General features: G+C 69.8%; 9 protein-coding genes and 1 pseudogene. 4 read left to right on the forward strand and 6 right to left on the reverse strand.

What is annotated here, in order from left to right; genetic code table 11:
- Positions 1-160: 160 nt before the first annotated feature.
- Complete coding sequence (locus GA0115254_RS34275; protein WP_093899163.1) at positions 161-1,072, reverse strand: LysR family transcriptional regulator; 912 nt, start codon at positions 1,070-1,072, stop codon at positions 161-163.
- A gap of 106 nt (positions 1,073-1,178) precedes the next feature.
- On the opposite strand from GA0115254_RS34275, the gene GA0115254_RS34280 reads away from it, so the two are divergent.
- Positions 1,179-2,117: an EamA family transporter gene (locus GA0115254_RS34280; protein ID WP_093899169.1), complete on the forward strand. Its 939-nt coding sequence runs from the start codon at positions 1,179-1,181 to the stop codon at positions 2,115-2,117.
- Between the two features lie 45 nt (positions 2,118-2,162).
- On the opposite strand, the gene GA0115254_RS34285 is transcribed toward GA0115254_RS34280, so the two are convergent.
- The 3 genes from GA0115254_RS34285 to GA0115254_RS34295 form a co-directional block, all read right to left on the reverse strand.
- Complete coding sequence (locus tag GA0115254_RS34285) at positions 2,163-3,467, reverse strand: cation:dicarboxylate symporter family transporter (RefSeq protein ID WP_093899170.1); 1,305 nt, start codon at positions 3,465-3,467, stop codon at positions 2,163-2,165.
- A gap of 341 nt (positions 3,468-3,808) precedes the next feature.
- Positions 3,809-4,597: a sugar phosphate isomerase/epimerase family protein gene (locus tag GA0115254_RS34290; protein ID WP_093899164.1), complete on the reverse strand. Its 789-nt coding sequence runs from the start codon at positions 4,595-4,597 to the stop codon at positions 3,809-3,811.
- 122 nt (positions 4,598-4,719) lie between these two features.
- Positions 4,720-5,784 carry a LacI family DNA-binding transcriptional regulator gene (locus GA0115254_RS34295; protein WP_093899165.1) on the reverse strand — a complete coding sequence of 355 codons (1,065 nt, stop codon included), beginning with the start codon at positions 5,782-5,784 and terminating at the stop codon, positions 4,720-4,722.
- A 137-nt stretch (positions 5,785-5,921) separates the two neighbouring features.
- Here GA0115254_RS34295 and GA0115254_RS34300 point away from each other — a divergent pair, with 137 nt between their 5' ends.
- Genes GA0115254_RS34300 through GA0115254_RS34310 form a run of 3 tightly spaced genes read left to right on the forward strand, consistent with a single transcriptional unit; the run spans position 5,922 to position 9,080 of the window.
- The gene (locus tag GA0115254_RS34300) at positions 5,922-7,073 is read left to right on the forward strand and encodes a Gfo/Idh/MocA family protein (RefSeq protein WP_093899166.1); all 1,152 of its coding nucleotides are present in this window, start codon (positions 5,922-5,924) and stop codon (positions 7,071-7,073) included.
- Positions 7,074-7,110: 37 nt separating this feature from the next.
- Positions 7,111-8,256 carry a dihydrodipicolinate synthase family protein gene (locus tag GA0115254_RS34305; RefSeq protein ID WP_093899167.1) on the forward strand — a complete coding sequence of 382 codons (1,146 nt, stop codon included), beginning with the start codon at positions 7,111-7,113 and terminating at the stop codon, positions 8,254-8,256.
- Positions 8,253-9,080, forward strand: coding sequence for a sugar phosphate isomerase/epimerase family protein (locus GA0115254_RS34310; RefSeq protein WP_093899168.1), 828 nt, complete (start codon positions 8,253-8,255; stop codon positions 9,078-9,080). Before GA0115254_RS34305 ends, GA0115254_RS34310 begins: the two co-directional genes overlap by 4 nt.
- A 342-nt stretch (positions 9,081-9,422) precedes the next feature.
- Here the strand turns inward: GA0115254_RS34310 and GA0115254_RS34315 are convergent, their stop codons facing one another.
- The gene (locus tag GA0115254_RS34315; protein ID WP_256102919.1) at positions 9,423-10,283 is read right to left on the reverse strand and encodes an immunity 49 family protein; all 861 of its coding nucleotides are present in this window, start codon (positions 10,281-10,283) and stop codon (positions 9,423-9,425) included.
- Positions 10,284-10,301: 18 nt separating this feature from the next.
- Positions 10,302-12,096: pseudogene (locus GA0115254_RS44885) on the reverse strand (hypothetical protein); the annotation flags it as partial.

Consider the following 12,096-nt stretch of genomic DNA (forward strand, 5'->3'; position numbering starts at 1 on the left):
GGGGTGGTGAAAGAAACTTCCAAGGAGCACGGATATCCAGAAAATAACTTCCGGTCAAGGGTCCGGACCGTTTTGAGCCCGTCCGGTGATCAGGGAGGTGTGGGCGAATCCGGGCAGGTCCGGTGATCGGGGGCGGGGCCGGGGTGCCTGCCGGGACCCCTCACCTCCTCAGCCCCACCGCGGCCCCGTGCGCCTGGAGGGCCGACACCGCCGCCGTGATCGCGGGCCGCCGGGCCGCCTCCGTACGCCACAGCGCGTACAGCCGACGCACCGGTACGGGATCGAGCGGCACCGCCACCACCCCCGCCGGCAGCGGCCCCCGCCCCAGTCGCGGGATCACCGCGACCCCGAGACCGGCGGCGAGCAGGGCCAGTTGGGTGTGGTTCTCCTCCGCCTGGTGCCGGATGTCGGGCTCGTAACCCGCCGCGCGCAGCGTCCGTACGAGCCAGTCGTGGCAGACCGTCCCCGGCGGCTGGCAGATCCACCGCTCCTTCGCCAGCTCCTCGCGCCGCACCGCGTCCCGCCCGGCGAGCCGATGGCCCTCGGGCACCAGCAGATCGCAACGGTCGTCACCGATCACCGCCTGCGCCACGCCCTCCGGGGCGGGCAGCGGGGCGATGTCCCAGTCGTGCGCGACCGCCAGATCGATCACGCCCTTGGCCACCAGGTCGACCGAGAGATGCGGATCGACCTCGGTCAACCGGACGTCCAGGACCGGATGGTCCCGGTCCAGCCCGGCCAGTACGCCGGGCAGCAGCCCGCGCGCCGCGGACGCGAACGCGCCGATCGACAGCCGCCCCGTGGGCAGCCCTCTGCGCTCCTCCAGCGTTGTCTCCGCGCGCTCCACGATCGCCAGCAACTGCTGGGCCGTCTCGGCCAGATGGAGCGCCTCCTCGGTCAGTGCGACACCGCGCCCGCGGCGTTCGAGGAGGGTCGTACGGGTCTCCCGCTCCAGCTTGGTGATCTGCTGCGAGACCGCCGACGGGGTGTAGCCGAGCGCGGCGGCGGCACCCGCGACGGAGCCATGGACGGAGATGGCGTGCAGTGCGCGCAGCCGGGACAGATCGAGCACCGGAACCTCCAGGATGCGGGCCCTCGCGATTCATTAGCAACGCTCAATTCCACCATGAAGAAATCCGCGCTGGTGCTACATGGTCGGTGCGGGCGATCCTCGGTGCATGCGTCCCCTCCACATCGCCCTGGCCGCCCTGGTGGCAGCCGTCTGGGGTGTCAATTTCGTTGTCATCGAGGTCGGCCTCGGGCACTTCCCGCCGCTGCTCTTCTCTGCCTTGCGCTTCCTGGTCGCCGCGCTGCCCGCGGTCTTCTTCGTGGGCCGGCCCAAGGTCGCGTGGAAGTGGATCGTGAGTGTCGGGCTCGTCCTCGGAGTGGCGAAGTTCGGACTGCTCTTCATCGGCATGGACCGCGGAATGCCCGCCGGCCTCTCCTCTCTCGTGCTCCAGGTCCAGGCAGTCTTCACCGCCCTCTTCGCGGCGCTCGCACTGGGTGAACGGCCGGGAAAGGTACGGGTGTTGGGAATGGGGGTGGCCCTCGCGGGCATCGGGGTGGCCGCGGTCGACGAGGGCGCGAGCGGACCCGTACTCGCCTTCGTCCTGGTGATCGCGGCTGCGGCCTGCTGGGGTGTGTCCAACGTACTGACCCGCAAGGCCGCGCCGCCCGACTCCCTCAACTTCATGGTCTGGGTCTCGACCGTGCCCGTGCTCCCGCTGCTCGGTCTCTCCCTCCTCCTGGAGGGCTGGGACCGCGATGCGGACGCGCTGGCCGCGCTCGACTGGAGCGGCGTCGGGATCATCGTCTACGTCGCCTGGATCACCACCGTCTTCGGCTTCGGGGCCTGGGGCTTCCTGCTGCGTCATCACCCGGCTTCGTCGGTGGCCCCGTTCACCCTGCTCGTCCCGGTCTTCGGGATGTCGTCGGCCGCGCTGCTGCTGGGCGAGTCGGTGAGCCCCCTGCGGTGGTGCGCGGCGGCGCTGCTGGTCGGCGGGGTGGCCCTCACCTCGCTGGCGGGGGCGCGGCGGCCGCGCAAGGCGGGTGGGCCCGACGACGCTCCGACACCGGAGCCGGAGCCGATCCCGTCTCCCTCTCGGGCCAGGATCTAGCGAACGCGGAGTCCGGCTCGCACGTGCCGGACCCCGCGTGCCGCCTCACCTCACGTGCTTCGGCGCACCCTTGGGCTCTTCGGCGTGCTCCGGTACGAAGGCGATCTCACCGCCCATCACCTTCTTCGCCGTCACCCGGTCCAGCGCGCCCTCCCAGCGGGACACCACGAAGACGGCGACACAGTTGCCGAGCAGGTTCGTCAGGACGCGCATCGCGTCCATGATCCGGTCGACGCCGAGCAGCAGCGCCACGGCTCCCGCCGGGATGACTCCCAGTGCGGACGCGGTCGCGGACAGAGCGAGGAAGGCCGAGCCGGCGACGCCCGCCATCCCCTTGCTGGTGAGCATCAGGACGAGCACGACGGTGATCTGCTGTCCTATGGTCAGGTCCACGCCGACCGCCTGGGCGATGAAGAGCGTGCCGACGGAGAGATAGATCGAGGCACCGTCGAGATTGAAGGAGTAGCCGGTCGGGAGCACCAGGCCGACCGCGTCGTCCCGGCAGCCGGCCGCGCGCAGCTTCTGCATCATGCGCGGCATCACGGTCTCGCTGGAGGCGGTACCGAGCGCGAGCAGTATTTCCTCACGTGTGTAGCGCATGAACTTCCACAGACTGAGCCCGGTGACGGCCTTGAGCGCGAGCGCGAGCAGGCACAGGAAGAGCAGGGCGACGCCGTAGCAGACGGCGATCAGCTTGCCGTACGTGGAGAGCGCTCCGAGGCCGTACTCGCCCACCAGGTGCGCCGTCGCGCCGAAGACCGCGAGCGGGGCGAGCTTCATGATGAATCCGACGACGGCGAAGACGACTTCCTGGGCCTGCTCGATGGCGGGCAGGATCGCCGGCACCTTCGTGGTGCCGAGGTGGAGCAGCGCGGCGCCGACCAGGCAGGACAGGACGAGGACCTGGAGGAGGGAGTTCTCGGCGAAGGCGCCGACCGCGCTGTCGGGCAGTGAGTGGAGGATGAACTCCGAGGTCGAGGGCAACTCCCCGCCACCGGTCTTGGCGTTCACGGCCGAGGTGTCGAGCGTGGCCGGGTCGATGTTCATGCCCCTGCCGGGTCCGACGAGGTTTCCGGCGAGCAGGCCGAAGACGAGGGCGAAAGTGGTGGCGACCTCGAACCAGATGAGGGCCTTGACTCCGATGCGGCCGAAGGCCTTGAGATCGCCCGCCTTGGTGATCCCGGCGACGACCACGCAGAAGACGAGCGGGGCGATCACGGCCTTGATCAGGCGGACGAATCCGTCGCCGAGCGGCTGGGCGGCCGAAGCGGCCTCGGGCCACAGCCGTCCGACGAGGACTCCGAGCAACAATGCGCAGCCGACCTGCGCGAAGAGCGAGGTGCGTAGCAGACGTGCTGTGCGCCGCGCGAGGGTCGGCGCGGCAGATGGGGCTGGTGGGGCGGCGTGCGGCACGGGCACTCCTCCGTAGCGGACTTCTGTAATGCGGAAATCAACTTCCGCAGTGCGGGCCACTATGTCGGAGCTGCGCCGTTCGCAAAAGACCTCGGGATCTGGCCGGTGGAATATTGGACCTTGCTCCAAACAGCCCCCCACCCATCCCTGACCGGCGACTCGACAGTGCAGACGGTCGTGCGCGGCCATGCCGTGGGTGGAGCGGCAACCGACCCCGGACATGGCTGAGGACTCCCGGGAAGCCCTGCTCCCCGGGAGTCCTCGACCGACGAATCCCGCTACTCCTTCGGTGTACCCAGCCGCAGCAGATGCTCCCGTGCCGCGCTCAGCAGTCCGGGCAGTTCGGCCGCGTGCGGGTGCCAGCGCTTCTCGTACTCCCAGCAGACCCAGTTGTCCGGGTCCAGGGTGTCCAGACACGGCCCGAGCGGCAGCACCCCGGCGCCGAGCGGCAACGGCTCGATGTCGTCCGCCGACGCGATGTCCTTCACCTGTACGTATCCCAGGTGCGGGGCCAGCGCCGCATGGCTCGCGGCAGGTTCCTCACCCGCCAGCCAGGTGTGCATGATGTCCCAGAGCGCGCCGATCTGTCCGTGCCCGACCGTCCCGACGACCCGGGCCACATCGGCGCCCGCCCGGTGCGAGTCATGGGTTTCGAGCAGGATGTGTACGCCCAGGTCGGCGGCGTGCGGAGCGGCGGCGGCCAGCCGGCGGGCGGCGGTCGCATCGGCCACGGCGGGTTCTTGGTCACCGCCACCCGGGAAGACCCGGACGTTCTTCGCACCGAGGTCGTGCGCCAGCTCCACCAGCCCGGCGAGCTCGTCCAGCGTGGCCCGGTCGTCCCCCTCGGCCGCGACCCGGACATACCCGGCGACGGTCAGGATCTCGACGCCGCCCTTCTTGAACTCCTCGACCACTTCGGCACGTTCGAGCGCTGAGAGCCCGGGGTGAACCGGTTCCTCGGGGTGGGCGCGCAGCTCCACCCCCTGATAGCCGTGCTCTGCGGCGAGCCGGACGACATCGGCCACCGGCATCCCCGGCACTCCGAGGGTCGAGAAAGCGAGCTTCACGTGTGTGTTCCTTCCATCGGTACGTGCCACCGCGCCTGACGGGACCGGACAGCGGCCCGCACATCATCGGCCCACGGCGCGCGGTACGGGTACCCCGGATCAGGGTGCGGAACCCGCCCACGTCACTTCCGCGGCGGCGCCGTCGACCCCCGCACCATCAGCTCCGCCGCGATCGTCGCGATGCCTCCGGGCGGCGGCGTCTCCTTGCCCATCGCCAGCCGGCCGGCCCGCGCGCCCGCCTCGAACAGCGGCAGCCGTACGGTCGTCAGCGCCGGGACCGCGTCCACCGAGAACGGAAGATCGTCGAAACCGGCCACGGAGATGTCCTCGGGGATGCGCAGACCGCGGTCCCGGATCGCCGCACTCGCGCCCAGCGCCACGGTGTCGTTGGCGGCGACGACAGCCGTCACCTCCGGTTCGCGGCGCAGGAGTTCGAGGGTGGCGTCGTAGCCGGAGCGGCGATCGTAGGGGCCGTGAACGGTGAGGCGCTCCTCGTCGCCGACGAGGCCCGCCGCCCTCATCGCGGCGTGGTGGCCCTCAAGGCGGTGGCGGGTCGTCGTCCGCTCCAACGGGCCCGCGGCATAGGCGATCCGCCGGTGGCCGAGCGAGAGCAGATGCTCGGTGAGGCGCCGCCCGCCGCCCCGGTTGTCGAAGGCGAGCGCGGCCACGACCGCCTCGCTGCCCGGCAGCGGGGGCCGTCCGCACAGCACCACACGGGTGCCCGCGTCCGCGAGTTTCGCCAGCTTGGCGGACATCGCGGCCCGGTGCGCCGGGTCCTCCACGGCGCCACCGGTCAGGATGACGGCCGCGGCGCGCTGGCGCTGGAGCAGGGTGAGATAGGTGAGCTCGCGCTCGGGGGAGCCGCCGGTGTTGCAGATGACGGCGAGCTTCTCGCCGCCCGCCCGGCCCGAACCGTCCCCGGGTCCGCCGATCTCGGTCTGCGCCGCCCCAGCCATGATCCCGAAGAACGGGTCGGCGATGTCGTTGACCAGGATGCCGACCAGGTCGGACGTGGCCGCCGCCAGTGAACTCGCGGGCCCGTTGAGCACATAGTCCAGGTCGTCCACCGCGCGCAGGACCCGCTCCCGGGTGGATGCGGCCACCGGATAGTTGCCGTTCAGCACGCGGGAGACGGTGGCCGGGGACACCCGGGCGTGGGCCGCCACATCCGCCAGGGTGACTGTCATCGCTTTCCTCCGAGGAGTGACGAGGAGTGGGAGTGGAGTATGACCGACCGCGTGCCCCCTCTTGTCCGGGCCGCTGTCGGCAGGCTAGCGTCATCTCCGATAGAAAGCGCTTGCTACGGGTGTATGGAGGAACTTTCGTGACACGCAGGACAGTGCGCATCGCCATGAACGGCGTCACGGGTCGCATGGGATACCGGCAGCACCTGGTGCGCTCGATCCTCGCGATCCGCGAGCAGGGCGGCCTCGATCTCGGCGACGGCGACGTGCTGTGGCCCGAGCCCGTTCTGGTCGGCCGCCGCGCCCATGCGCTGGAGGAGCTCGCCGCGCAGCACGGTCTGACCGAGTGGTCGACCGACCTCGACGCGGTCCTCGCGGACGACAGCATCGACATCTACTTCGACGCCCAGGTCACCTCGGCCCGCGTCGAGGCGATCAAGAAGGCGATCGCCGCGGGCAAGCACATCTACACCGAGAAGCCCACCGCCACGGACGTCGAGGGCGCCCTGGAGCTGGCACGCCTCGCCAAGGACGCCGGGATCAAGCACGGCGTCGTCCAGGACAAGATCTTCCTGCCGGGACTGCTGAAGCTGAAGCGCCTCATCGACGGCGGCTTCTTCGGCGAGATCCTCTCCGTACGCGGCGAGTTCGGCTACTGGGTCTTCGAGGGCGACTGGCAGGAGGCCCAGCGCCCGTCCTGGAACTACCGCGCCGAGGACGGCGGCGGCATCGTCGTCGACATGTTCCCGCACTGGGAGTACGTGCTCCACGAGCTGTTCGGCCGGGTCTCCACCGTCCAGGCGCACGTCCAGACGCACATCCCGCAGCGCTGGGACGAGCAGGGGAAGCCGTACGCCGCCACCGCCGACGACGCCGCGTACGGCATCTTCCAGCTGGAGAGCGGAGCCGTCGCACAGATCAACTCCTCCTGGACGGTCCGCGTCAACCGCGACGAGCTCGTCGAGTTCCAGGTCGACGGAACCCACGGCTCCGCCGTCGCCGGACTCCGCAACTGCCGTGTCCAGCACCGCTCGGCCACCCCCAAGCCGGTCTGGAACCCGGACCTCCCGGTCACCGAGTCGTTCCGCGAACAGTGGCAGGAAGTCCCCGACAACGCCGTCTTCGACAACGGCTTCAAGGCCCAGTGGGAGCTCTTCCTGCGCCACATCGTGCTCGACGAGCCGTACACCTGGGACCTGATGGCCGGCGCCCGCGGCGTCCAGCTCGCCGAGCTGGGCCTGAAGTCCTCCGCCGAGGGCCGCCGCTTCGACGTACCGGAGCTGACGCTGTGACGATCCACCTCCCGTCCGGCGCATCGGAGCTGATCCCATGACCATCCACCTCCCGCACGGCCCCTACGAACCCCGCACCATCCCGCTCGACCTCGCCCCCGGCGATACTCCCCTCGCCTCCCGTACGGTCTTCTCCGCCGCCCATGTCGTCGCCGACCCGTACGCCGACACCAGCCCCGACTCACCGGCCGCCGTCGACTGGGACGCCACCCTCGCCTTCCGCCGCCACCTCTGGTCGCACGGTCTCGGCGTCGCCGAAGCCATGGACACCGCCCAGCGCGGCATGGGTCTGGACTGGGCCGGCGCGGCCGAACTGATCCGCCGTTCCGCCGCCGAGGCGAAGGCGGTCGGCGGCCGCATCGCCTGCGGCGTCGGCACCGACCAGCTTCCCGCCGGACCCGCCTCGCTCGCCGAGGTGCGGTCCGCGTACGAGGAGCAGCTCACCCTCGTCGAGGAGAGCGGCGCCCAGGCCATCCTGATGGCCTCCCGCGCACTCGCCGCCGCGGCAGAGGGGCCCGAGGACTATCTGGAGACGTACGCGCACCTCCTGCGCCAGGCCTCGGAGCCGGTCGTCCTGCACTGGCTCGGCCCGATGTTCGACCCGGCGCTGGAGGGCTACTGGGGCTCCTCGGACCTCGACGCCGCCACCGACACCTTCCTGAAGGTGATCGCCGAGCACCCGGACAAGGTCGACGGCATCAAGATCTCGCTCCTGGACGCCGAGCGCGAGATCGATGTCCGCCGCCGCCTTCCCAGCGGAGTGCGCTGCTACACGGGCGACGACTTCAACTACCCCGAGCTGATCGCGGGCGACGACCGCGGCTTCAGCCACGCGCTGCTCGGCATCTTCGACCCGCTCGGTCCGCTGGCCGCCCACGCGGTGCGCGTCCTGGACACCGGGGACGTCCAGGGCTTCCGGGACCTCCTCGACCCCACGGTCGAGCTGTCCCGCCACCTCTTCCGGGCGCCCACCCGGTTCTACAAGACGGGCGTGGTCTTCCTCGCCTGGCTGGCCGGCCACCAGGACCACTTCACGATGGTCGGCGGCCTCCAGTCCGCCCGCTCGCTGCCGCATCTGGCGAAGGCGTACGAACTCGCCGACCGGCTGGGGCTGTTCCCCGACCCGGAGCTGGCCGAATCCCGGATGCGTGCCCTGCTCGCGGTCAGCGGAGGCACACGATGAGCGACGGCCGTCTCTCCATCAACCAGGAGACCATCAAGCAGTGGTCGCTGCCCGAGCTGGCCGAGGGCTGCGCCAAGGCGGGCATCGACAAGGTGGGCCTGTGGCGGGCCCCCGTGCAGGAGTACGGCATCGAGCGCACCGCCCGACTGCTCGCCGATTCCGGCCTCTCGGTCACCAGCCTCTGCCGAGGCGGCTTCTTCACCGCCATCGATCCGGCGGAACGGGCCCGCGCCCTGGACGACAACCGCGCCGCGCTCGACGAGGCGGCGGGTCTGTCCACGGACACCCTGGTCCTGGTCTCCGGTGGTCTCCCAGCGGGCAGCAAGGACCTGCACGGCGCGCGTGAGCGGATCGCGGACGCCCTGGGCGAACTCGCACCGTACGCGGCCGAGCGAGGCGTACGTCTGGCGATCGAACCGCTGCACCCGATGTTCGCCTCGGACCGCTGCGTCGTCTCCACGCTCTCCCAGGCCCTGGACATCGCGGAACGCTTCCCCGCCGAGCAGGTCGGGGTGGTCGTCGACACGTACCACATCTGGTGGGACGACCAGGCGGCCGCACAGATCGCCCGTGCGGGCGCGGGCGGCCGTATCCACTCCTTCCAGCTGGCGGACTGGATCACCCCGCTCCCGGCGGGCGTCCTGCTCGGCCGGGGCCAACTGGGCGACGGGGCAGTGGACTTCCGCGCGTTCCGCACGCTGGTCGAGGCCACCGGCTTCGACGGTCCCATCGAGGTGGAGATCTTCAACGAGGCCCTCTGGGCCCGCGACGGCGCCGAAGTCCTCGCGGAGGTCGCGTCCCGGTACGCCGAACACGCCTGCTGAGAAGGCTTTTTGCCGCCAGGGTAAAGAGATCACCAAGACGTGCAACCGTTCGGCACCCTGCCGGGTCGTATCTCTCGTCGGGCGCTTCCGGGGAGGGATCCGGGGGGATCGGGAAGCCCTGACGGAGGGGGAGAGCGAGGGGGGTCCGGTCTTTCGACCGGACCCCGTTTCGTCTCCTGGGCGCAGATGCGTCGGTCATGTTCTCCGCTGAGGTTTCCGCGTTGAGCCGCAGGCTACGGAGATGTTCCGCGCCGGCTGAGGGCGAGGCTCAGGTATCGAACTCGCCCACCCGGTTGCGCTTCACAAGAGCCACGGGCAGGTACTCGGACTCGACCTCGATCGCTACGCGTCGAACTCGCCGCGCCAGGCGAAGTCCAGCAGGGCGCTCGGCAGGTAGCCGGACTCGACCTCGATCGGAATGCCGTTGGCCTTCGCCAGGCACGCCACCGCCAACGGGGCGATGGCCACGACCCCTTCGATGTTCTGGGTGCGGTCCTCGTCGGCCGTCCAGTACTCCTTGTGCCAGCGAAGAGCGTCGTTCAGGGCCTCGTTGAAGCCTGCAGCGTCGTTGCGCAAGTAGCGGTAGAACATCATGATCGGCGGGTACTTCAGCTTGCCCATGGTTTCAACGTCGAGAATGCGGGCGGCCTCGGGAGCGCTCAGGTCCACGGCCCGCACCAGGTGCTGGCTGACGTCGTCACGCCGCAGCCAGAAGCTCCGGAGAGTCTCCACCCAGGCGTATACGTACTCGTCCAGCACACCGCCGCAGTCACGCAGCAACGATGCCGGCACCTGCGCCAGCATGTCGAGGCGGGCCGTCTCCCGGCAGATCAGCGCCAGGAAGAAGGCGTTGAGCCAGGTCCCCGCGTTGAGATAGAACTGCGGTCCGGTGGTGGCGAGCTGCCGCTCCTCCTGGCGGATCTTGCAGGTCACGGTCTCCTGGTCGGTGAACGTGGCGGCGAAGACCGCCGAGTGCACCTGCATGGTCAGCAGCCAGGATTCCCAGGTCTCCAGCATCACCGCATCCGGGTCCCCGATACAGCGGACGCGTGCCACGTTCAGGGAAGTCGTCAGCGACGCGCTCCTGGTGCCGTGCGAGGTTTCGATGGTCTGCAGCGAATTGGCCAGGGACTTCTCCATGACGGGGACGACTGCCTCCATCTCGGCCACCGGATAGCTCTGGCGGGACACGCTCGTAACCACTGATCTCCTTTGTCAGATTCAGATCTTGAAGTATTCGAGGACCGCGCCAGCGTACGTACCCTTGCCCTCGACGGCTTTCACCATCGCATACTCCAGGTTTCCGTTTTCGAGCGCCGGCCTCAGCTCGGCCGCCAGATCGGAGTTGGTCCAGACCTTGCCCGTGCTGTCGGTCACGGAAAGCAAAGGTCGGGCTTCCATCTCAGAGATGATGGTCTCCAGGTAGTGCCGCGTGCCTTGCTGCACCATCATGTCCGCAGCGGCGCCCTTGCCTCTGCGCCAGATGAGCCCCGAACTCGGCGCCTTCGCCTCGACGATCAAGAGCTTGCCGTCCGGCCGCCGGTACAACTGGTCGAACATGTTGGCACCGTTGGGCGTCTTCGGTAGGGGCTGCTCCACCGCGCCCTCGAACCGCTCAGGCACCACGTGCAGCCGCGCGGCATCCTCGCCCAGGCGTTCGGAGTAGCTGCTGTTGTTGGACGTCTGATCGTCGAAATGATCGATGAACCGTTTCCGGGCACGCTCCACTTCCGCCAGCGTCTGCTCGGTCGGCGCAGCCTTGTGCGCACGCTCGGCGTTAGACAGGTCCACAGAGACCTTGCGGTCCTTCGCGACATCGTCGAGGTGGTCGATCTGGTCGACCGGGGTGCTCCCGCGAGTCAGTGGGTCGCGGCCGTACCTGATCTCCGACGGGGCCGAGGGCAGGTCGTGCTTGGAGATCCAGGATCCGTCGCTGTCCTTCGCGAGGATGGGTAGTTCGACCCCGTCGATCTTGGTGTGGATGCTGCGGCGATGGCCGTCCGACCGGTAGTACAGGTCGAACCAGGACTTGTCGGGGTCGTTCGCACGCCGGACGAATTCGTCCTGCTTGACCTTGATCTCCTCAGCGGTCAGCTGCCGACCGCCCGAGGGGGGCGCCGGCTGCACCGCATCATTCGTGCCGTGTGCCGCGTCGTCCAGGCCGCCTGCACCCGGGTTCTCCGGGAGGTGGGTGCCACCCGTGAACGGGGGCTCGTGGTGGCCACCGCCGCCGGGACCATCCATGTGGCTGCCCGTGCCGGGAGGGCCGTCGCCGTGGCCAGTACCCGAGGGGCCGTCGGTGTGGCCGCTGCCCGTGGAGGGGGTCTGATCTCCCCGGTGCAGCGGGTCGTTGCCGTGGCCGCCGCGGGGGGTGTTGTCCAGGTTGTTCGTGGGCATGTGGTTGCCCGCGTGGCCGCCAGGGGTGTGGTCCGGGGTGTGGCCGCCCCTGCGGAGCGGGTCGGAGATGTCGCTACCGAGGCGGATGCCGTCGTCACCGCGGCCGCCGACGCCCGCCAGGACGCGGTCCGGGACCTTGGCCGTGCCCGGGGAGTCGACCTTCGGGGCGTCGGTCTTCGGTACGCCCGCGCCCGCGTCCGGCTTGCCCGTCGTGGCGTCCTTCGCGTGCTGGGCGATGCTGCCGTCGTCGTTGTAGAGGTTGCCGTCGCGGTCCATGTACGGCGCGCCCTCGTCGAAGGGTGACTTGATCGTGCCTTCCGGCAGTGCCACAGCTCCGTCCGGGAGTTTGACGGTGCCGTTGGGGAGTGTGACTGCTCCGTCCGGGATCGTCGCGCCCTGGGGGAGGTTGATCGTGCCGTCGGGGAGTCTGACCGCGCCTTCGGGCAGGGTGATGATGTTGTCGGGGAGTGGTGGGAACTCGACGCGGCCCATGCCTTTGAGTCCGGCCATCATGTCGCTGATCTTCGCCAGTCCCGCGCCGGCGCCCTTGAAGACGTAGGTCATGGGGTCGACGATCCGGCCGGTCTTGCCTGCGAAGGACAGGGCCTTGGCTGCTATG

The sequence above is a fragment of the Streptomyces sp. Ncost-T10-10d genome (genome assembly GCF_900091955.1).
GTDB lineage: Bacteria > Actinomycetota > Actinomycetes > Streptomycetales > Streptomycetaceae > Streptomyces.